The organism is Microbacterium sp. B19(2022) (assembly GCF_012030385.1).
In the GTDB taxonomy this organism is placed as follows: domain Bacteria; phylum Actinomycetota; class Actinomycetes; order Actinomycetales; family Microbacteriaceae; genus Microbacterium; species Microbacterium oxydans_B.
Genome location: NZ_JAAUVO010000010.1, coordinates 121,106 through 142,286 on the forward strand (window position 1 = coordinate 121,106; position 21,181 = coordinate 142,286).

Genomic DNA, 21,181 nt, shown 5'->3' on the forward strand with positions numbered 1-21,181 from the left:
CGGTGCGAGCAACTTCACACACCATCGCGGCAGAGATCGCCGAGCGGATCGAGTCCGGAGACCTCAGCCCGGGAGACAGGGTGCCGTCGGCGCGCGGGATCACCCGCGACTGGGGCGTCGCGATCGCCACCGCGACCAAGGCCCTTGCGCACCTGCAGCAGCAGGGCCTGATCGTCTCGACACCGGGCATCGGCAGCGTCGTCGCCTCCCCCACGACGACGCCCACCCCCTCACTGACGACCGCGACCGTTGTCGCGACCGCGATCGCGATGGCGGACGCCGAAGGCATCGAGGCGATCTCGATGCGGCGGATAGCCGCCGAGCTCGGCACCGCCACCATGTCCCTCTACCGGCACGTCGAGAGCAAAGACGGACTCGTCCTGCTCATGATCGACGCGGTGCTCGGGGAGGAGTCGTTCCCCGAGCCGTCAGCGGACTGGCGCGCCGATCTGGAGGTGTCGGCGCGACTGCAGTGGGCGAGCTTCCAACGGCATCCCTGGCTCGCGGGGGTGATGTCGATCTCGCGGCCGCAGCTCGTCCCCAACGGTTTCCGCTACACCGAGTGGTGCCTGCGGGCCCTGGCCCCACTCGGGCTGAGCATGGAGACGATGATGTACATCAGCGTCATCGTCTTCAGCCACGTCAAGTCTCTGGCGACCGACATCGCCTTCGAGGCCGAGCAGCGTCAGGACACCGGCCTCACGGCAGACGAGTACATGACCACCCGATCCACCGACATCGCCGAGATGGTGTCGCCGACCGACCTCCCCCTGCTCGCCTCCCTGGTGCGATCGGACGACTTCGATCTCGACCTGGATGCGCTGTTCGAGTTCGGGCTGCAGCGGCTGCTCGACGGCATCGAGAGCTGGCTCCCGCGCTGACTCAGTCGTCGCGAGGTCGGCGGCGCAGGCTCTTGACGTCGGTGCGTCGCTGCTTGGCCTTGAGGCGACGCTCCTTCGACCCGCGACTCGGCTTGGTCGCACGACGCGGGGGTGCCGGCGGCCTCAGCGCCTCGGCGACCAGCGCGACGAGTCGATCACGCGCGGCATCACGGTTGCGCAGCTGCGCGCGATGCTCGGAGGCCGCGATCGTCAGCACCCCGTCGACCAGGCGGCCACTCAGCCGATCGAGCAGCCGCTCGCGCTGATGCGGCGTGAGCGCTGCGGAGTTCGCCGCGTCCCACACGAGTTCCGCACGCGAGTCGGCGGTGTTCACGCCCTGCCCTCCCGGGCCCGACGACCGCGAGAAGCGCCACGACAGCTCGGCCTCGGGGATCGTGAGACCCGACGAGACCCGCAGACCGGGGCGATGGGCGGAAGGCATGTCTCCATCATCGGGCCTCCCGAAGCCGCCCGCTGCAGTCCGGCTAGCATTGCGGGGTACGACGAGCCGCGCAGCATCCACTCCACGGCAGCGCACGCGGCCCTCACGCGGAGCACGATGAACTCATTCCGGCAGGACGACTGGGCGGCGAGCCCCTCGTTCCCGTCGACGGTGGCCGAGCCGTACTTGATGGGCACGGGTGTCGTCACGGGAGAGGACACCGGCGCCCGCCCGCTCTCCCCTCCACACAGCCACGCCGACCCGATGCTCGCCTGGTGCTACCGCGGCACGGTCTGGGTGCACCTGCAGGACGCACGGTGGCGCCTAGCCCCGGGGCAGGGCGTGTGGATCCCGGCGAACACCCCGCACACCGCCCACCACGAGCCCGACTCGATCGGCTGCTACACCTACATCCCGGATACGGCCCTGCTCGCTCCGGTCGACCAGATCACCCGGGTCCTGGTGCCGCGGGCGGTGCAGGAGATGCTGCTCCACCTCGGCATAAACGACATGCCCACCGACCTGCGCGTGCGCATCCAGTCGGTGCTGATCGAGATGCTGCAGCAGCCGCTGCCCGAGGCCGCGAGCGAGTGGGGCGAGGTGCCGATGCCCACCGACGAACGGGTCGCCCCGCTGGTGCAGGCGGTACTCGCCGACCCCGGCGATCCACGAGGGGCCGTCGAGCTGTTCCTCACGCACGGACTCCACGAGCGCACGGTCCTGCGCATCTTCCAGAACGACGTCGGCATGAGCTTCGGCCGCTGGCGCACGGGAGTGCGGATGACCCTGGGGGCACGCCTGATCGTGGACGGCACACCCATCGGCGCCGCCGCGCACCGCTGCGGCTACGCGACGACGAGCGCATTCTCCGCCGCCTTCAAGGAGCGGTTCGGGATCACTCCCCGCCAGCACGTCGCGCGCGTGCAGGCCGACACCGCCCATCAGCTGTACTGGCGCTGACCGCTCACGGTTGTTCCGACCGCCATTGTCGGTTCCGCGACACAAGTCGTCGCTCCCGCGACACTGAGCGAGCCATCCGCGTTCTAACATCATTCTGTTAGGGCATGCTTACCTAACTTCTCGCCGCGTCGACGCGGCACACCCCTCCCCCCTTCCCGAAGGAGAACCATGTCGCACGCTTCTGCGCGCCCGAAGATCCGCCGAGGCTCGGCCCTCGTCGCCGCGGCCCTCGCCGCCGCGCTCACCCTGGCAGGGTGCACGGCATCCGGTGAAACCGCCGGATCCGCACCCACGTCGGCCGCCGTCGACGGGGTGGTCATCGAGCACGGCCACGGGAAGACCGTGATCCCCGAGAAGCCGCAGCGCGTGGTCGCCCTCGGCTGGATGACGCCCGACATCGTCGCGGCCCTCGGCACCAACCCGGTCGGCATCGAAGAAGTCTGGGGCGCCGACGAGAGCGGCTACCAACCCTGGTTCGAGGACTACGTCACCGAGGAATACGGCGAGACCCCTGAGATCATCCCCTTCGTCGAGGACGGCCCGAACTACGAGGCCATCAAGGAGCTCAAGCCCGACCTGATCCTGAGCCTCTACTCGGGCGTCACCGACATCGAGTACGAGCGCCTGAGCGAGATCGCTCCGACGGTGCCGTACATCGAGGGGCCGTGGAACCCGGGAACCTGGGAGGGCATGACCCGCACGGTCGGCAAGGCCCTGTCGGAGGACGCGAAGGCCGAGGAGCTGATCGCCGAGACCGAGGAGCAGATCACCTCCCTCTCCGGCGAGCACCCCGAGTTCCAGGACAAGACCTTCGTCTGGGGTCTGACCCTGAACGAGGGCGGCACCGACCTCGGCGTCTACCTCGAGTACGACCCGCGCGTGCGCATCACCGAGGCGCTGGGCTTCACCTCCACCTCGGCGATGGACAGCTTCCTCGCGAGCGCCGAGGGCGACAACTGGTACACCGGCGTCAGCCTCGAGAACCTCTACGACGTGCAGGCCGACCTGTTCGCAGCCTGGGGCGGCAGCGCGGATGAGGGGAAGTACACGGTCGAGAACAAGGTCGTCTCCCGCTGGGAGCCGATCGCCGACGGGTCGTACGTGATCTACGCGAACGACGCCGAGGCCTCCGCGATCAGCGCACCGACCGTGCTGTCGCTGAAGTACATCCTCCCGAAGTACGTCGACGACCTCGCAGCCGCACTGCAGGGCGAGCCGACCATCGACGGGAAGTGACCCGCGAGATGTCCCTGGCGACGCAAGACGACACGGACGTCTCGAACACAGGTGCGGGGAGTCGCAGCGACGACTCCCCGCACCGCAACGGGACGCTGGTGCTGGGACTCATCGTCTCCACCGTGGTGCTGGTGGTCGCCGTCATCGCCTCGCTCGCGATCGGCAGCCGCGCGATCGACCCCCTCACCGTGCTGCAGTCCCTCTTCTCCTACGACGACGAGAACCCGCTGCACCTGATGGTCATGGAACTGCGGGTGCCGCGCACGCTGCTCGGCATCGTCGTCGGTGCCGCCCTCGCCGTGTGCGGCGGACTCATCCAGGCCTTCACTCGCAACCCGCTGGCCGACCCCGGCATCCTCGGAGTCAACGCCGGCGCCTCCTTCGCCGTCACCTTCGCGGTCGGCGTGCTCGGCCTGACGGCACCCGGCGCCTACGTGCCTTTCGCCCTCGCCGGGGCCTTCGTCCTGACCGTGCTCGTCTACGTGCTCGGCTCGTTCGGGGCGTCGGGTGCGACCCCCATGAAGCTCACCCTCGCCGGAGTCGCCCTGGGTGCGGCGTTCACCGGATTCACCACCGCGATCGTGCTGCGCGACCTCGGCACCCTCCAGGTCATGCGGTTCTGGGGTGTGGGCTCGATCGGCGGACGCACCCTCGACCAGCTCGCGTGGGCAGCCCCGCTCATCGCGATCGGACTGCTGATCGGACTGCTGTGCGCACGCTCGCTGAACGCCCTCGCCCTGGGCGATGACCTCGCGCAGGCGCTCGGCGCACGCGTGCGCGTGACGCGGATCCTCGTCATCATCGCCGTCACCCTGCTGGCAGGAACCAGCGTCGCCGCTGCCGGCCCCATCGCCTTCGTCGGGCTCATGATCCCGCACATCGTCCGCTGGTTTACCGGACCCGATCAGCGCTGGGTGCTGACCTACTCGATGGTCATCGGCCCGGCGTTCCTGCTGTTCGCCGACATCCTCGGCCGCATCGTGCTCCCGAACGGAGAGATGCGCGTCGGCATCGTCACCGCTCTCCTCGGAGCCCCGATCCTGATCATCCTCGTGCGCCGGAAGCGGGTGAGCGGACTGTGAGCATCGACCAGAAGCCCGTCACCCTGCCCGCCATCGACTCTTCGCACGCCGAGTTCGCCCCGGTCGATCACGGGCGTCGCCTGATCCGGATCGAGACCCGGCGCATCGCCGCCCTCATCCCCGTGCGCTCCGTCATCGTGAGCGTCGTGCTCGTGGTCGTCATCGTCGGAACGGGCCTCGCCTCGATGACCATCGGTGCCTACGAGGTCGACTTCCCCGCGGTCCTGCGCGCCATCGTCGACCCGGCATCCGACCCCGACATCCGCCAGGTGGTCTTCGAGTGGCGTCTGCCGCGCGTGCTCTTCGCGGTGCTGTGCGGAGCAGCGCTGGCCCTCGCCGGCGGGATCTTCCAGTCCCTCACCCGCAACCCGCTCGGCTCTCCTGACATCATCGGCTTCGGCATCGGGGCCCAGTTCGGCGTGACGCTCGTGATGATCGTGCTCGAGCTGAACACCTACATGTTCAAGGCGGCCGGAGCCCTCGTCGGCGGCCTGCTCACCGCGCTGCTCGTCTACGTGCTGGCCAACAAGAACACGATGTCGTCCTTCCGCCTGATCATCGTCGGCATCGGCGTCTCGGCGGGGCTCGGGTCGCTCACCTCGTGGATCCTCATCTCGGTCAGCGTCGAGAAGGCGATGATGGCCGCGACCTGGGGCGCGGGCTCGCTCGCCTCGCTCGGCTTCGACCAGCTGATCCCCGCGACGATCGTGTTCGCGATCGTCACCGTGCTCTCCCTCCCGCTCGCCCGCACGCTGCCGGTGCTGGAGATGGGCGACGACGCAGCCACCGCGCTCGGCATCAGTCCGGGGCGCACCCGCCTCGCGGCCATGGTCTTCGGTGTGGCCCTGGTCGCCCTCGTCACCGCCGCCGCCGGCCCCATCTCGTTCATCGCCCTCGCGGCCCCGCAGATCTCGCAGCGACTCACCCGCTCGAACACCCCGATGGGCACGGTGCCCGTGATGCTGACCGGCGCCGCCCTCGTCGTGGTGTCGGATGCCGTCGCCCAGCTCGTCGCCGTACCGGTCGGCGTGGTGACGGTCTCGGTCGGCGGCATCTATCTCGCCTGGCTGCTGGCCGCCCAGTACGCGCGCCGCACCTGAAAGGAACAACCATGACCGCTTCGCTGCTGGCCCGCGACATCACGTTGGGCTACGGAGAGACCCCCATCATCTCCGACCTGTCGCTCGAGGTCCCCGACGGCTCGTTCACGATCATCATCGGACCGAACGCGTGCGGAAAGTCGACCCTGCTGCGCGGGTTCGCCCGCTTGCTGCGCCCGACCACCGGAGCGGTGCTCCTCGACGGGCATGAGCTGCGCTCACTCAAGCCGAAGGAGGCCGCCCGCAAGCTGGGGCTGCTGCCGCAGTCGTCCATCGCCCCCGACGGCATCACGGTCGCCGACCTCGTGGGCCGCGGGCGATTCCCCCACCAGAGCGCCATGCGCACGTGGAGCAGCGCCGACGAGCGCGCGGTGTCCGAGGCCATGGCGGCGACCGGAGTCACCGACCTGTCGCGGCGCCTGGTCGACGAGCTCTCGGGCGGGCAGCGTCAGCGGGTCTGGGTGGCGATGGCCCTCGCCCAGCAGACCCAGCACCTGCTGCTCGACGAGCCGACGACGTTCCTCGACATCGCGCACCAGATCGACCTGATGGAACTCTTCGCCGACCTGCACCGCGACGGCACCACACTCGTCGCCGTGCTGCACGACCTCAACCACGCCGCCCGCTACGCGACGCACCTCGTGGCGATGCGCGACGGGGCGATCGTGGCACAGGGCGACCCGCGGGAGATCATCACCGCCGAGCTCGTCCAGGCCGTGTACGACCTGCCCTGCAAAGTCATCACGGACCCGGTGTCGGGAACGCCGCTGGTGCTGCCGCTCGGACGGCGGACACCGTGACGTCCACCCCGCGGAGGCTGTTCGGGATCGCACTGAAGTCCGAGGGACGCGGCATCGCCCTCGCCGGGGCGACTGCGCTGCTCATCGTGCACTCCCTCGCCGAAGCCACGATCCCCGTCCTCATCGGAGCGACGATCGACCGCGCCGTGCTGCCCGCCGACCCCGCAGCCCTCGCGCTCTGGCTCGGCGTGCTGGTCGGCACGTTCCTCGTGCTGACCGCGAGCTATCAGGCGGCCTCGCGGCTCATGGTCTCGATCTACGGTTACGGCGAGCAGGCGCTGCGCCACCTCACCCTCTCCCGCATGCTGCGCCCCCGGCTCTCCCGCCGCGCTGTCACTCCGGGCGAAGCGCTCACGTTCGTCACCTCCGACACGTACCGCGTGGCCGGAGTCGCCTGGTCGGTCGCGCAACAGTTCTCGACGATCGCCGCGATCGTCGGCGCAGGACTCGCGATGCTGGTGATCTCCCCCGTCGCGACGATCGTGGTGTTCGGCTCGACGATCGCGATGATGTTCGTGATGCAGGTCGTCTCCCGTCCGTTGGAGCGTCGCGGCTTCGCCGAGCAGCATGCCGCGACCGAGGCCGGGGCCGTCGCGGCCGACTTCATGGGCGGCTTCCGGGTGCTCGTGGGAATCGGTGCGCGCGAGGAGGCTGTGCGGCGGTACATCGCCGCCAGCGACGCCTCCCGCCGGGCCGCGACAGCTGCCGGCCGGTCCCTCGCCGCCTACGAAGCGGTGAGCGGCACCCTGGCCGCGGTCGCGACGACTGCCCTCGCCGGCATGTCGGCCTGGTTCGCGGCGGAGGGCCGCATCAGCATCGGCGAGTTGGTGACCGTGCTCGGACTCGCCCAGTTCATCAGCGGATACCTCGCCTACGCCGGCTCGTTCCCCTCGAACTGGATCCACAAGCTCGCCTCCGCCAAGCGCCTCGCCGAGGTGATCGACGCCGAGGATCTGCTCGATGCGCCCGCCGCATCTTCTCCGGCAGAACCGGCCGGCGATGTCGTGCTGGCTTTCCGCGCCGACTCGGGAGCCCCGCTCGTGGAGGTGCGCGAGCGCGAGGTGCTCGGCATCCGTCCCGCCGACAGCGACGCGGCCCGCGCGCTCTCCCGCCTGCTCGGGCTGCGCTCGCGCGCCGAGCCCGGGCTGGTGTCGGTCGCCGTCGACGGCGGACTCCGTGATCTGACCACCCTCGACCCCGTCGAGTACCGCCGCCGGGTCGTCGCCCCGCCCCACGGACAGACGATCGTGAGCGGCTCTCTGCGCGAGGCTGTGCGCGGTCACGGGACAGACGAGCCCGCGCATCCGCCGTTCATCGAGATGGCGGCACTGCACGACACCGTGGTGCAGGTCGGCGGCTGGGAATCGCAGGTCGGCGAAGCCGGTCGACGGCTCTCGGGCGGACAGCGCCAGCGCATCGGGATCGCCCGCGCCCTGCATGCGGAGGCCGACGTGCTGGTGCTCGACGAGCCGACCTCGGCCGTCGATGCCCTCACCGAGGCGCACATCGCCCGCGCGCTCGCGGAGCACGACGAGACCGTGATCGTGATCACCACCTCCCCGGTGCTGCTCGACGCCTGCGACCGGGTCATCGACCTCCCCTCTCCCGGAACGGATGCTCCCCATGAGTGACCCGACCTCGACCACCGCGCTGCTGCCGATCGCGTCCAGCGCCCGCGTACGGGCCGTCGTCGGCGGGCTGCTGCGGCAGCATCCGGGTCGGACGGCGGCGGTCGCTGCCCTCTTCCTCGCGGCATCCGCCCTCGGGATCGTGATGCCGTCATGCCTCGGCCGGATCGTGGATGCCGTCTCGTCGGATGCCGGCTTCGCGACCATCTCCGGGTGGGTCGCCGGCGCGGGCCTCGGTGCGATCGGCGCGGCCGTGATGATGCTGTGGGCCGTGCGAGTGCTCACCGGTCTGGTGCAGGACATGCTCGCCACCCTGCGCGAAGACGTGTTCGCCTCGGCGATGCGGCTGCCGGTCAGCGAGGTCGACGACGGCGAGAGCGCCGACCTGCTCTCCCGCGTCACCGGAGACGTGGATGCCGTGGCCGAGGCCGGCGGCAACGTCGCCCCGACCCTCCTGTCGGCGGGCTTCGCGATCGGGGTCTCGGTGGTCGCACTGACCGCCCTCGACCCGTGGCTCGCCCTCGCCGGAATCGCCTCGGCACCCTTCTATGTGCTCGGCACCCGCGTGTTCCTGCGGCGGTCACGTGTGGTGTTCCGCGAGGTGCGGGTGCGCGAGGCCGCGCGCAGTCAGGCCGTGCTCGACGCAGTCGAGGGCATCGAGACGCTCACCGCGTTCAACGAGCAGGAGCCCGCGCTCGAGCGGGTCCGTGAGCGCGCCGAAGCATCGATCCACATGCAGATCGAGGGCGTGCGGGTGACGAACCGGCTGTTCCGGTGGATCAACGGCGGCGAGCTCGTCGGGCTGGCTGCGATCCTCGGCACCGGGTTCCTCCTGCAGTCCGCAGGCGCGATCACGGTGGGAGCCGTCACCACGGCCGCGTTGCTGTTCCACCGCTTGTTCGGCCCGGTCGGGCAGCTGATCTTCGGGCTCAACGACATCCAGCGTGCGGCCATCGGGCTCGCGCGACTCGTCGGGGTCATCGACCTCGCGCCCGCCTCGGCCCCGCGGGACGAGGAGACGGATGCGGCACCACGGGCATCGGCCGGCATCGAGGTGCGGGACCTGACCTTCCACTATCCGACCACCGGTCGCGGCATCAGCGATGTGAACCTGCGGGTCGACCAGGGCACCACGGCGGCGTTGGTCGGCACCTCGGGGTCGGGCAAGAGCACGCTCGCGCGTGTGATCGCCGGGCATCATCCGCCGACCTCGGGCAGCGTGCACCTCGCGTCGAGCGCCGATGCCCCGTATTACCTGTCGCAGGAGCTGCATCACTTCCGCGGCACGATCGCCGACAACCTGCGGCTGGTCGCCCCGGAGGCGAGTGACGATGAGATCGTCGCCGCATTGCGAGCGGTCGGAGCGGAGTGGGCGGTCGAGGCGATGGTCCTCGAGCGGGACGGCGGTGCTGCATCCGAGTCCGCCGTGCCGCTCGACGAGGGACGCATCCAGCAGCTCGCGGTCGCGCGGGCGTTCCTCGCCGACCCCGACGTCGTGATCCTCGACGAGGCCACCGCCGACGTCGGTCTCCATCACCGCGAAGCCGTGGAAGACGCGATCGCGGCGCTGCGCAAGGGCCGCACCGCCGTGCTCATCGCGCACCGGCTGCAGCAGGCCGTCACCGCCGAGCAGATCGTCGTGTTCGCCAACGGCAGGCCGACGCAGCGCGGCACGCACGACGAGCTCGTCGCCGCCGAGGGGCTCTACCGCGATTCTTGGCTCGCACAGACCCGCAGCGCTCCCCATCCGCACACCCCCACCGGCCACACCCCTGCCGGCCAGACCCCCACCACAGAGACGGAGACTCCGTGAGCATCCACCGCGGCATCGTCAGCAGCACCACCACCCTCACTCCGACCCTGGTCCGCGTCACACTCGGCGGTGACGGCATCACCGACTTCCTCAGCACCGGCATCGGCGACGAGTACGTGCGGGTGTTCTTCCCGCACGGCGAGGACCCGAAAGACGTCTCGCTGCCGGTGCCCGCGGGCGACTGGTGGGAGACGCCGGAGGGCGCACCCGAAGCGCCGATGCGCACGTACACGATCAGCGGCGTGCGCCCGGATGCCGGCGAGCTCGACATCGACTTCGTGATCCATGAGGCGGGCGTCGCGGGGCCGTGGGCGGCGCGCGCGGAGCCGGGGCACGTGCTCGGTCTGAACTCCCCGACCGGTCTCTACTCGCCGCCGGAAGACATCACGTGGCAGGTGCTCGTGGCCGACCTCACCGGGCTTCCCGCCGTGGCACGCATCATCGCCGAGGTGCCGTCGGGCGTGCGTACCCGGGTCGTGCTCGAGGTACCGAGCGAGGCGGACCGCGTGCCGCTCGAGGTCGGTCCCGACGTCGAGGTCACCTGGGTGGTCGGCGGCAACGGCCATGGCCCCAGCGCGCTCGGCCCGCTCGTCCGCGGCATCGTCGACGACCGGCTCCCCCTCGACGAGGGGTACGTGTGGGTGGCCGGCGAGACCGTGGCGCTGCGCGACGTGCGCAAGTACCTGCGCAAGGAGCTCGGCCTGCCCGCGACCCGCTTCAAGGTCGTCGGCTACTGGACCCCCGTCGCCGCCTGGGACGAGAAGTTCGCCGCGCTCCCCGACTCCGTGCAGAAGGAGTTGGACGCGATCTGGGCCGATGCCGAGGGCGATGAGCCCGAAGACGTGCAGGTGCGTTTCGAGGAGCGGCTGGATCAGTTGGGGTTGTGAGGGGCGGCTCGGCCGTGATCGGAAGGGCGGTGCTATATACCGCTGGAGGCGCGGGCGTGTCCGCACCCCCGGCTCCGAGGTGACATTACGGTGAGCCCATGCCGGCGTTCAGCGACTATGTGATTTACGTCGATGAGAGCGGTGACCACAGCCTCACGAACATCAATCCGCAGTTCCCGCTGTTCGTCCTTTCGTTCTGCATCTTCCCTGTGGATGACTACATCTCGACTGTCGTTCCTCTGGTTCAGGGGATGAAGTTCGAGTTCTTCGGGCACGACATGGTGATCTTCCACGAGCGCGACATCCGCAAGTCGACCCCGCCGTTTGACGTCCTCTTGAATGGGAGTGTCCGTGCACGGTTCATGGAGCAGATGAACGCCATAATCTCGGATTCTCGATTCGGAATCGTGGCGTGCGTCATAGACAAAGAGCAATTTCGGGCGCGACGAGGGAACGACGTGAATCCCTACCATGTCGCGCTCGAGTTCGGTCTGGAGCGAATCTTCCTCCAGCTTCAGCAGCGCGGACAAGCACGACGGACTGCGCGCGTCGTGTTCGAAAGCCGGGGCGCGAAAGAAGATCGGGATCTGGAGCTCGAGTTCCGGAGGATCATGGACACGACCCGGATGCGTGGCATGCCCGAGACGCTGGCCTTCCACTGCGCTCCGAAGAGCGCCAATAGTTCAGGCCTGCAAATCGCGGATATGACCGCCCGACCGATCGGGCTCCACGTGATGCGTCCCGAGCAGCCGAACCGTGCCTGGGATCTCGTCAGCACCAAGCTGGTCCGCTCCAGCGACGGGCGCATCGAGGGATACGGGCTCAAGGTCTACCCATAAAAGCGAAAGGCCTCCGAGATTCCCGGAGGCCGAACGCCGATCGAGCATTCCCGATCCATTTGGTACAACCCTATTCGACGCTCGGATGTTCCACCACACCGACTCACAGGGTCGACGCCACCTAAGAGCCTCGTCGGTCGACATCGACGCACCCGACTGACAGGGTGGAAGGATGCGAGGCAACGGAACCAGCACCGGCATCCACTGGGGGCTGATGGCCTTCGGCGCCCTCTTCGGGCTGACCTGCGCGGTGCTGATCCTCACCGAGGTGCTGAGCCCGACCCTATGGTTCACCGTCGTCGCGATGGCCTGCGTGGTGCTGTCCCAGGCGCTCACGATCCGTTCGAAGCGACGGAACCGCTGACGGTTCCGCCCGCCGGCGGCCCTGAAGTGGACGCGACGGCGGGAGTCGAACCCGCAACGCCATCAGGTATGAGCTGAGGCCCGGGACCGCCCGGATCGCCGCGATGGGAATGACGTTACCCGGCCGTGATCTGACCCGCCAGGATCGTTGCCTGGGATAACCCTATGAGTCTGAGGATGACGGATGCCGGTCACGCGGCGTCATCGGGCTCCGGGGCGTCGAGGGCGCGCAGCAGCCGAGCGACGGCCTCGCGCAACTCGCTCCGGTGCGGTTCGGCGAGCGCCACCGCGTACTCGACGCCCTCGGGGATCCAGAGCAGTGCATACATCGCCTCGCGCCAGTCCGAGCCTCCGAACGGCCACCGCGTGCGGTCGTCGCCCACCGCCGTCGCGCCCTGCGACCACGGCCCGAAGCGCTCCTGCATCTCGGCGAGCGGCAGCTCCATCACCGCGGCCGCCTCGACCTTCTGCGGCGACCACGACGAGGCGATCAGCACGCGTTCTTCGATCTCCTCGTCGGTGATGTCGCGGCGGGAGAACAGCACGCGCGTGTGCTCGACGGCGGCGATGCGGTCGACGCGGAACGTGCGCCAGTCCGCGCGGTCGAGGTCCCAGCAGAGCAGGAACCACTTGCGCCCGGCCGGCGCCAGGGCGTGCGGCTCGACACGGCGCACGCTCTCGCGCCCTTCGCCGTCCACGTACCGCAGCCGCAGCCGCTCGGTGTCGCGGGTGGCGAGCGCGATCTCCCCCAGCACCTCGGGCGAGACGACCGGACCGTCGCCGATGCGCGGCGCCTGCACCGACGCGGCGAGCGCGTTCACCCTCTGACGCAGCGCCGACGGCAGCACCTGCTCGAGTTTCGCGAGTGCCGTGAGCGTGACCTCGGGACCGCCGACGAGCTGCTGCGTGGCGGCGACCCGCAGCCCGATCGCCATCGTCACGGCCTCGTCGTCGTTCAGCAGCAGCGGCGGCACGGCACTCCCGGCCTCGAGCCGGTAGCCTCCGGCGACGCCAGGGCAGGACTCCACCCGGTACCCGAGCTCGCGCAGCCGGTCGACGTCGCGGCGCACGGTGCGCTCGGTCACGCCCAGCCGGGTGGCGAGCTCGGTCCCCGGCCAGTGCCGGTGCGTCTGCAGCAGGTTGAGCAGAGCCAGTGCACGCGAGGTGGTGTCGGTCATGCGTCTCAGATTGCCAGATCATGCGGACAGGATCTGTCCGCATGGGTTTCTACGCTCTCCCCATGAACGAATCCCTCATCGAGACCGAAGGCCTGACCAAGGTCTTCACCGTCAAGAAGACGCCGGTGCATGCCGTGACCGACGTCTCCTTCACCGCCGTGCGCGGCGAGCTCGTCGCCTTCCTCGGCCCGAACGGTGCCGGCAAGTCGACCACCCTGCGGATGCTGACCACCCTCATCCCGCCCACCTCGGGGAGCGCACGCGTGGTGGGGCACGACATCCGCACCGACGCCGCCGGGGTCCGCGCCCGCATCGGCTACGTCGGCCAGCTCACCAGCGGAAGCTTCTCGCAACGGGTGCGCGACGAGCTGCTGAGCCAGGGTGCCTTCTATGGGATGACGCGGAAGGACAGCGCGAAGCGCGCAGACGAACTGATCGAGTCGCTCGACCTCACCTCCTTCGCGACGCGGACCGTGCAGCAGCTCAGCGGCGGGCAGAAGCGCCGACTCGACATCGCGCTCGGGCTCATGCATGCGCCGCCGCTGATCTTCCTGGACGAGCCTTCCACCGGACTCGACCCGCAGAGCCGGGCGAACCTGTGGGAGCACATCCTCGACCTGCGCACGCAGCACGGCACCACGGTCTTCCTCACTACGCACTACCTGGAAGAGGCCGACCGCTACGCCGAGCGCGTGATGGTCATGGACAAGGGGCGCATCATCGCCGATGACGACGCCGCATCCCTCAAGGCGACGCTGGCCGGCGACGTGCTGACCTTCGGGTTCGCGGATGCCGCGGAAGCGGCGAGCGCCCGCGCCGTGGTCGCCCGCCTCAGCAGCGCCGAGGTCACGGTCGAGGGCGAGTCCATCTCGCTCGCGGTGCAGGACGGCGACCGGCTGCTGCCGGTGATCGTGCGCGAGCTCGACGCCGCCGGCATCCTCGTCCGCCGCGCGACCGGCGTCCCGCCCACGCTCGACGACGTGTTCCTGGCACTCACCGGACGCACCCTGCGCGACGCCGGCGAAGGAGCGGATGCCGCCGGCGACGCATCCGATTCCGCCGACACCAGCACGACCGCTGCGAACAGCACGACAGGAGTCCTCTCATGACCACCACCGACACGCTCGTGCGCCCGAACCTCGCGCGCGACACCCGCAACGTGCTGACGCGCGAGCTCAAGCCCGTGGTCCGCGATCCGTTCACCCTGATCTTCAGCCTGCTGCAGCCGCTCGTCTTCCTCGGGCTGTTCGCTCCACTGCTGATCGGCGACTCGGGGCAGCCGGCCGGCGAGACCCTGGCCTGGTTCGTGCCCGGCGTGCTCGTGATGATCGTGCTGTTCGGCACCGGTGCCACCGGGTCGAACCTGCAGTACGAGATGATGACCGGCTCGCACGAGCGCACCCTGGTCGCCCCGCTCGCCCGCTCCTCGCTGCTGGTCGGGCGTGCTCTCAAGGAGATCGCACCGATCGTGGTGCAGGCGCTCGTGATTGTGCTGATCGCCTGGCCGTTCGGCTTCGCCGCCGACATCCCCGGGCTGCTCATCGGACTCGCACTGCTGGCCGTGTTCGGGGTGGGCCTCGGCTCGCTGTCGTATTCGCTGGCGCTGGCGACGAAGGACCGGGAGTGGCTGTTCTGGGGAGTGCAGCAGTCGCTGATCTTCCCGCTGCTGATCCTCTCGGGGATGCTGTTGCCGCTGGACGATGCTCCGGAATGGATGCGCGCCGTGGCGTCGGTCAATCCGGTCAACTGGGTCGTGCAGGCCGAGCGGGCGCTGTTCGCCGGAGACCTCGGCGACGTGACCGTGCTGTGGGGGTGGGTCTCGGCTCTCGCGGTCGCGGTGGTCGGGCTGATCGTCGGGGTGCGCGCCATCCGCCGCAGCAACTGACCCGACCCGGTGCGCCGCTGCCTGCGAAATCGCAGACGAAGCGGCGCACCGTCGGCGTGTCCACCCGCAGCGCGCCGGCGACAGCACGATGCGTCTGGGTTTCGGCTGGCGACCCCGAGGGTTCAGTCGTTCGTGACCACGAGCTTGCCCCGGCTCACCCCGGCGGCGAGGTCGGCGAGGGCCTCGGGCAGACGGTCGAACGGGTACGTCTTCGCGACGACGGGGCGGATCGCGCCGCTGTCGACGAGCGCCGTGATCTCGCGCAGCTGGTCGCCATCCGCACGCATGAAGAGGAACTCGTACCGCACCCCGAGCTTCTTCGCCTGCCGTCTGATCTTGCGGCTGAGCGCCGCGACCGCCAGCCGCACGAGAGCGTTCAGCCCCTGGGCGCGGGCGAAGGCGGGGTCGGGCGGTCCCGATATCCCGACGGCCAACCCACCCGGCTTCAGCACCCGCAGCGACTTCTCGAGGTTCTCGCCACCGAGGCTGTCCAACACGAAGTCGTAGCCCGACAGCTCCTCGGCGAAGTCCTGCCGACGGTAGTCGATCACGACGTCGGCACCGAGCTCACGCACGAAGTCGGCGTTCGCGGCACTGGCCGTCGTGGCGACCGTGGCCCCGAGGTGCGCGGCGAGCTGGATGGCGATGGATCCGACCCCACCGGCACCGGCGTGGATGAGCACCTTCTGCCCCGCCGTGACCCCACCGCGCTCGACCAGCGCCTGCCAGGCCGTGAGGGCGACCAGCGGGAGCGACCCCGCCTCGGCCATCGAGAGACCGGCGGACACGGGGGCGAGATCCTTCTCGGCGACGGCGATCCGCTCGGCGAACGTCCCGATGCGGGCGGCGTCGGGACGGGCGTACACGCGGTCGCCGGGCCGGAATCCGTCGACGAGCCGACCGACGCGGATCACCGTCCCCGCCACATCGTTGCCGAGGACCAGCGGCAGGTCGTACGGCAGGATCTGCGCGAACTCCCCCTGGCGGATCTTCTCGTCCAGCTGGTTGAGCCCCGCGGCCTCCACCCGCACGAGGACGTCTCGGTCACCGACTTCGGGTTCGGCGACCTCCCGCTCCTCGAGCGGCTGCTTGTACTTTTCGACAACGAATGCACGCATGACGGCGTCTCAGGCGTTCGCCCGCAGCTGCGGGTAGACCGCTTCCAGCGGCGCGCTCAGCCCCGCCTTGACCTGCACCGAGATCTCATCGGCGAGCACTTCGTACTCGTCGCGCTCGGTTGCGTCCAGCACGGCGCGGACGAGGTCGGCCGGATCGGTCTTGGGGTCGGTGACGTGCTCCGCCATGGCGGTGTCGACGTACCCGACGTGCACTCCTACGACGTGCACTCCCGCCGGGGCGAGCTCGAGGCGGAGCGAGTTCGTCGCCGACCACAGCGCCGCCTTGGTCGCGCTGTAGATCCCGCCGACGGCGTACCAGGCGAGGGCGGAGTGGATGTCGATGATCGCCGCTCCCTGGCGTCCGGCGAGGAGCGGGGCGTAGCCGCGCGCGAGGAAGAGCGGCCCGAGGAAGTTCGTCTCCACGTTCCGGCGGATGTCCTCGTCGGAGTGGGTGAGTATCCCCGCGGTCGGCACCGAGGCGCCCGCGTTGTTGATCAGCACCGTCACGTCGGGCGCCGCGTCGACGGCGGCCCGGATCGACGCGGCATCCGTCACGTCGAGGGCGAGCGGAACGACGCGCTCGTCGTCCCAGGTGCGCGGCGTGCGGGCGCTGGCGTAGACCTTGGCGGCTCCGCGTGCGAGCGCCTGGTGGACGAACTGCGTGCCGATGCCTCCGTTCGCTCCGGTGACGAGGACGACGGCTCCGTGGAGTGAAGGCATGGACTGCTCTCTTCTTTGCGACAATGATGAATAGTTGAGTGTGCGCATAAGCGACTCTCGTCATAACTGAGCGTAATCAGTTTCTGTTCCCGAAGGAAGAGCATGTCGACCTCCGCCTCGAACGCCCTCGGTCGTCGCGAGCGCAACAAGCAGCTGAAGCTCGAACGGATCACGGCCGCGGCGGCGGAGCTGTTCGCCGAGCACGGCATCGACGATGTCACGACCCAGCAGATCGCCGAGCGGGCCGATGTCGGCACCGGCACCCTGTTCCTCTACGCGAAGACCAAGGGGGAGCTGCTGCTCCTCGTGCAGAACGCGCACTACGCCGTCGCCCTCGAGAAGGGCATCGCGGCCGCCGAAGCGACTCCCGATGCGCGCGCGGCGATCGTCACGCTGCTGCGACCGATCGTCGAGTGCAACCGCGTCCAGGTCGAGAACGGTCGCACCTACCTGCGCGAGATGGTGTTCGCCGAACCCTCTGACGGGCACCATGCCGAAGCGCTCCGCATCGTGGGCGAGACCGAGGACGCCGTGGCGTCGATCCTCCGCCGCGACCCGAAGTCGAGCGAGGAACGTGCCGCCGCCCTCGCCCGTATCGTGTCCGCCGTCATGTTCCTCACCCTGACGGCGAGCACGAACGTCGATCTGACCGTCGACGAGCTCGTCGACGACATCGACCGTCAGATCGTCGCCCTCCTCGGAGGCTGAGACGGCCGGTCAGCGCCGGAGGGAGTCGTCGAACGGGTTCGGCTCGAGCGTGTAGTCGGTCGACGCGTCGGACCAGGTGCCTCCGCCGGACGGAGCTCGCCGCGCGCGGACCGCGGAGAGCGCGCGGGTCGCGGGAGCCCCCACGGCGAGCGCGACAGCACCCGGCACCGTGCGATCCTCGGCGCCGAGCACGCTCGCCCGATGCCACGCCTCGTGCAAGGCTCCCCCGCGAGCCGCCGGCACACGACGCGCCGGCAATGCCCCGGAACGCCGAAGAGCCACGAGCTGCTCGACCCGCTCCCACCACGTCGACTCGCCCTCGGGATGGAAGTAGTTGTCGCGGAGCCAGTCCGGATGCGGATGCCGGAACCGCCCGGCCACGACCTCGCTGCGACCGCCGAGCAGACCGCTTCCCACGAACACCGTGTTCAGCAGGCTCTTGCTCACCCCGAACGAGTCGAGTGCGATCACGGGCACGCCGAGGGCGGTGGCCTCGATTGCGGCGGTCGAGCTCACCGTGACGAGACCGGCGGCCGTCTGCAGAGCGGCGGACATCGAGTCGTACGAGAACACGAGGTTCTGCGGCAGGCGCGACGGCAGCAACCCCGCGTAGGGCTCGCGTTCGAGGTGGGTCTCCGACTCCCCCGGCCGCGACCGCAGCTTCACCACCACGCGTCGCGCGGGCTCGGCCTCGGCCGCCCGCACCAGCATGGCCGCGATCTCGGCACGCTCGTCCTTCCCGACGGGCACGAGCGCCTGCGCGGCGAACACGATGTCGGTCGCAGGCGGACGTGCCGGAGCAGCCGGTGCCGGGCGCTCGGCGACCGCGATGCCACCGCGACCGCCGGCCGCCGCGTCGACCCGCATCCGCTCCGGGTGCAGCATCCGCTGCCGGCGCCGGGCGAACGGCAGGGTCGCGAGCGCCACGGGCGTCTGCACGCCGATGCGTCGTCCGAGCTCTTCGAAGGCCCGCACCTCTCGATGGGAATGCACGACCAACAGGTCGGTGTGGCGTCGGTAGTCGAGCGCCCCGCGCTGGGCGGGGATGGCCATGCCGGGAAGCCCCGAGACGGTGACCGGTCGATGCTCCAGCGCGTCGATGACCCGTCCCATCAACCGCACGAACGGTCCGCGCCCGGCGAGCAGCACCACGTCGGGGCGCTGCCCGGCCAGCCAGGCCGCCGTCTCCGCGAACCCGATCCGGGTGATGTCGTCGGGGCCGAGCGTCGTGCCCGCCAGAGCGGTGCGCTGCTGCTCGACGCTCGCCGTGAGCGGGGTGCGCACGAGCAGCAGGTGTGGACGCAGGCCCGGCACCGAGCCGAGGAGCGAGGCCGCCCACTTCACGAAGGAGTCGGCGTCCGCGATGGCGACGACGCGGATGCCGGTGGCCTCGGTCATGCCGAGATGCGGCGCAGCTTCGCCATCGGCGCCCGCTCGCTGTCGAACACGCGCTTGACGCCGTCGCCGGTCGCGCGCTCGATCACCCGGATGTCGCGCACCAGGTGCTCGAGACCCGTCGGCTCGAGGGAGGCCGCGTGGTCGGAACCCCACATAGTGCGGTCGAGTGTGATGTGGCGCTCGACCGCGACCGCGCCGATGGCAACCGCGGCGAGCGAGATCTGCAGGCCGCGCTCGTGCCCCGAGTAGCCGACGGGCACACCGGGGTAGCGGTCGCGCAGGGTGGCGATCACGCGCAGGTTCGCCTCCTCGGGTTCGAGCGGGTAGGTCGAGGTCGCGTGCATGAGGACCACGCGGTCGGTGCCGAGCGTGTCGAGTGCGCGGTCGATCTGCTCGATGGTCGACATGCCGGTGGAGAGGATGACGGGCTTGCCGGTCTCGCGCAGGGCGACCAGGAGCTCGGTGTCGGTGAGACTGGCCGAGGCGACCTTGTGCGCCACCACATTGAGGTCTTCGAGGAAGGCGACGCTCGGCACATCCCAGGGCGATGCGAACCAGTCGAGGCCGAGCATCGTGGCGTGGTCGCCGATCTCGACGTACTCCTCGCGACCGAACTCGACCCGGCGACGGTAGTCGAGGTAGCTCATGACGCCCCACGGTGTCTCACGCGGAACGTCGCGCATGTGCTCGGGGGTGGAGATCTCGGGCGTGCGCTTCTGGAACTTCACGGCATCGGCGCCGGCGCGGGCCGCGACGTCGATGAGCTTCTTCGCGATCTCGACATCGCCGTTGTGGTTGAGTCCGATCTCGGCGATGACGTAGGCAGGACGCCCGCCGCCGATCACTCGTGAGCCGATGCTGACAGTCATGATTCCTCCGGTCGTCGAGCGCTGGTGCAACCCCTCCCTCCTGAGTACGGGCCGAGGATGAACACCGGGCGACGGCCGGGTTACCGGCATCGGTCAGCTCGACAACACTCGTTCGATCAGCTCCCGTACGGCGCCCTCGCCACCGCGGCGGCGCAGCACCACGCGGGCCTCTTCGATGACGAGCGGATGCGCGTTCGCGACGGCGATGGGCCATCCCACGATCCGCAGCGCCGGCAGATCGTTCACGTCGTTGCCGAGGTAGGCGATGTCGGCGAGGGGCACGTCGTTCTCCCGCGCCCAATTCCGCAGCGCCGTCTCTTTGTCGTCGATGCCGTGCAGGACAGGCACGCGGAGCTTGTCGGCACGAGCGCGGACGACCGGATTGACCTCGGTCGACAGGATCAGCAGGGGCACGCCGGCGCGGCGCAGCAGGGCCACCCCCATCCCGTCCTCGCGGCTGACCCGCACCCGTTCCCCGCCGTCGGCATCGATGATCGCGGTGTCGTCGGTGTGCACGCCGTCGAAATCGGTCACGACCGCCCGGACCGGGATGCGCCCTGGGACCTCGTGCAGTGCCGCCAGGGTCCGGGCGACCCGGAGCTGATCCGCATCGTCGATCTCGATCGCCGTCCACTCCGGCACCGCCGCGATGCGGATCCTGCCGAAGAACCGATGCCGGCTCTCACGGAACCCCGCGGCCCGGAAGACGTAGAAGGCGCCGGTCTCGAGGTGGTGCGGCTCCCGGTCCTGCCGGCGCGGGCGGTGCGCGGCCTCGTGGTTGATCGCGACCGCCTCGCCACGGTCGTCCTCGCGCCACAGGAATCCGTAGGTCTCGTGGGCCGCGAAAACACTGTCGGCGCGGTCGGCGCGGATCTCCTCCACTGCCGCGGCGAGCGCGTCACTCGGGATGAACGGCGACGTCGCCTGCAGGAACGCCACGATCTCGACCCTGTCCCCGCCCGCCTCGAGCTCGTCCAGGGCGTGCAGGATCGCACTCTCCGAGGTCGCCGTGTCGCCGGAAAGCTCGGCGGGGCGGCGGATGACGCGGGCCCTCGCGGCCGTCGCGACCGCGGCGATCTCGTCGTCGTCGGTGGAGACCACGACCAGGTCGATGCCGGCTGCGGCAGCGGCCGCCCGCACGGCCCGCTCGACCAGCGGCACCCCGCCCACCCGCTGCAGGTTCTTGCGCGGCACCTGCTTCGATCCACCGCGCGCGGGGATGATCGCCACCGTGAGGGGCCGCTGCTCGTCCATGTCGTCCATCCTCGTCGTCA

The 21,181-nt window shown here is 69.9% G+C and carries 21 protein-coding genes and 1 tRNA gene; 14 read left to right on the top strand and 8 right to left on the bottom strand.

The features are described from left to right. Positions 1-2: 2 nt before the first annotated feature. Complete coding sequence (locus HCX50_RS20180; protein WP_167634425.1) at positions 3-881, top strand: TetR/AcrR family transcriptional regulator C-terminal domain-containing protein; 879 nt, start codon at positions 3-5, stop codon at positions 879-881. Position 882: 1 nt separating this feature from the next. Here HCX50_RS20180 and arfB read toward each other — a convergent pair whose 3' ends face one another. Continuing rightward, positions 883-1,323 (bottom strand): alternative ribosome rescue aminoacyl-tRNA hydrolase ArfB, encoded by a 441-nt coding sequence (gene arfB / locus HCX50_RS11280; RefSeq protein WP_167634426.1) that lies wholly within the window; start codon positions 1,321-1,323, stop codon positions 883-885. Between the two features lie 117 nt (positions 1,324-1,440). Between arfB and HCX50_RS11285 the strand changes: the two genes are divergently transcribed. The 10 genes from HCX50_RS11285 to HCX50_RS11330 all read left to right on the top strand — a co-directional run bounded on the left by HCX50_RS11285 (position 1,441) and on the right by HCX50_RS11330 (position 12,032). After that, positions 1,441-2,283, top strand: coding sequence for a helix-turn-helix transcriptional regulator (locus tag HCX50_RS11285; protein WP_167634428.1), 843 nt, complete (start codon positions 1,441-1,443; stop codon positions 2,281-2,283). Between the two features lie 168 nt (positions 2,284-2,451). Then, a complete protein-coding gene (locus HCX50_RS11290; protein ID WP_167634430.1) occupies positions 2,452-3,519 on the top strand; it encodes an ABC transporter substrate-binding protein in 1,068 nt (355 codons plus the stop codon). After that, entirely contained in the window at positions 3,516-4,601 is a 1,086-nt protein-coding gene (locus HCX50_RS11295) for an iron chelate uptake ABC transporter family permease subunit (RefSeq protein WP_167634432.1), read from the top strand. The genes HCX50_RS11290 and HCX50_RS11295 overlap by 4 nt, the downstream gene beginning before the upstream one ends. Further along, positions 4,598-5,701, top strand: a complete 1,104-nt coding sequence (locus tag HCX50_RS11300; protein WP_091029425.1) for a FecCD family ABC transporter permease — start codon at positions 4,598-4,600, stop codon at positions 5,699-5,701. Before HCX50_RS11295 ends, HCX50_RS11300 begins: the two co-directional genes overlap by 4 nt. 11 nt (positions 5,702-5,712) lie before the next feature. Then, on the top strand, positions 5,713-6,501 hold the full coding sequence (locus tag HCX50_RS11305) for an ABC transporter ATP-binding protein (protein WP_167634434.1): 789 nt from the start codon (positions 5,713-5,715) through the stop codon (positions 6,499-6,501). Beyond that, positions 6,498-8,132: an ABC transporter transmembrane domain-containing protein gene (locus tag HCX50_RS11310; RefSeq protein WP_167634436.1), complete on the top strand. Its 1,635-nt coding sequence runs from the start codon at positions 6,498-6,500 to the stop codon at positions 8,130-8,132. The genes HCX50_RS11305 and HCX50_RS11310 overlap by 4 nt, the downstream gene beginning before the upstream one ends. Then, on the top strand, positions 8,125-9,942 hold the full coding sequence (locus HCX50_RS11315) for an ABC transporter ATP-binding protein (RefSeq protein ID WP_167634438.1): 1,818 nt from the start codon (positions 8,125-8,127) through the stop codon (positions 9,940-9,942). Before HCX50_RS11310 ends, HCX50_RS11315 begins: the two co-directional genes overlap by 8 nt. After that, the gene (locus HCX50_RS11320) at positions 9,939-10,829 is read left to right on the top strand and encodes an SIP domain-containing protein (protein WP_167634440.1); all 891 of its coding nucleotides are present in this window, start codon (positions 9,939-9,941) and stop codon (positions 10,827-10,829) included. Before HCX50_RS11315 ends, HCX50_RS11320 begins: the two co-directional genes overlap by 4 nt. A gap of 98 nt (positions 10,830-10,927) precedes the next feature. Beyond that, positions 10,928-11,668 carry a DUF3800 domain-containing protein gene (locus HCX50_RS11325; protein WP_167634442.1) on the top strand — a complete coding sequence of 247 codons (741 nt, stop codon included), beginning with the start codon at positions 10,928-10,930 and terminating at the stop codon, positions 11,666-11,668. 172 nt (positions 11,669-11,840) lie between these two features. Then, on the top strand, positions 11,841-12,032 hold the full coding sequence (locus HCX50_RS11330; RefSeq protein WP_167634444.1) for a hypothetical protein: 192 nt from the start codon (positions 11,841-11,843) through the stop codon (positions 12,030-12,032). Positions 12,033-12,059: 27 nt separating this feature from the next. Here the strand turns inward: HCX50_RS11330 and HCX50_RS11335 are convergent. After that, positions 12,060-12,135 (bottom strand) — tRNA-Met (locus HCX50_RS11335). Between the two features lie 87 nt (positions 12,136-12,222). Beyond that, positions 12,223-13,209, bottom strand: a complete 987-nt coding sequence (locus HCX50_RS11340) for a helix-turn-helix transcriptional regulator (protein WP_167634446.1) — start codon at positions 13,207-13,209, stop codon at positions 12,223-12,225. Positions 13,210-13,271: 62 nt separating this feature from the next. Here HCX50_RS11340 and HCX50_RS11345 point away from each other — a divergent pair, with 62 nt between their 5' ends. Together HCX50_RS11345 and HCX50_RS11350 are read left to right on the top strand one after the other, a co-directional pair. Further along, positions 13,272-14,318, top strand: a complete 1,047-nt coding sequence (locus HCX50_RS11345) for an ABC transporter ATP-binding protein (RefSeq protein WP_167634448.1) — start codon at positions 13,272-13,274, stop codon at positions 14,316-14,318. Further along, positions 14,315-15,094, top strand: a complete 780-nt coding sequence (locus HCX50_RS11350) for an ABC transporter permease (RefSeq protein ID WP_091029401.1) — start codon at positions 14,315-14,317, stop codon at positions 15,092-15,094. The genes HCX50_RS11345 and HCX50_RS11350 overlap by 4 nt, the downstream gene beginning before the upstream one ends. Before the next feature lie 122 nt (positions 15,095-15,216). Here HCX50_RS11350 and HCX50_RS11355 read toward each other — a convergent pair whose 3' ends face one another. Beyond that, positions 15,217-16,212: an NADP-dependent oxidoreductase gene (locus HCX50_RS11355; RefSeq protein ID WP_167634450.1), complete on the bottom strand. Its 996-nt coding sequence runs from the start codon at positions 16,210-16,212 to the stop codon at positions 15,217-15,219. Between the two features lie 9 nt (positions 16,213-16,221). Then, entirely contained in the window at positions 16,222-16,932 is a 711-nt protein-coding gene (locus HCX50_RS11360; protein ID WP_167634452.1) for an SDR family oxidoreductase, read from the bottom strand. Between the two features lie 102 nt (positions 16,933-17,034). Here HCX50_RS11360 and HCX50_RS11365 point away from each other — a divergent pair, with 102 nt between their 5' ends. Then, entirely contained in the window at positions 17,035-17,640 is a 606-nt protein-coding gene (locus HCX50_RS11365) for a TetR/AcrR family transcriptional regulator (RefSeq protein WP_167634454.1), read from the top strand. Positions 17,641-17,649: 9 nt separating this feature from the next. On the opposite strand, the gene HCX50_RS11370 is transcribed toward HCX50_RS11365, so the two are convergent. The 3 genes from HCX50_RS11370 to HCX50_RS11380 form a co-directional block, all read right to left on the bottom strand. Then, positions 17,650-19,038 carry a DUF6716 putative glycosyltransferase gene (locus tag HCX50_RS11370; RefSeq protein WP_167634456.1) on the bottom strand — a complete coding sequence of 463 codons (1,389 nt, stop codon included), beginning with the start codon at positions 19,036-19,038 and terminating at the stop codon, positions 17,650-17,652. Further along, positions 19,035-19,907, bottom strand: coding sequence for an N-acetylneuraminate synthase family protein (locus tag HCX50_RS11375; RefSeq protein ID WP_167634458.1), 873 nt, complete (start codon positions 19,905-19,907; stop codon positions 19,035-19,037). Before HCX50_RS11375 ends, HCX50_RS11370 begins: the two co-directional genes overlap by 4 nt. A 93-nt stretch (positions 19,908-20,000) precedes the next feature. After that, the gene (locus HCX50_RS11380) at positions 20,001-21,161 is read right to left on the bottom strand and encodes an acylneuraminate cytidylyltransferase (protein ID WP_167634460.1); all 1,161 of its coding nucleotides are present in this window, start codon (positions 21,159-21,161) and stop codon (positions 20,001-20,003) included. Positions 21,162-21,181: the final 20 nt, after the last annotated feature.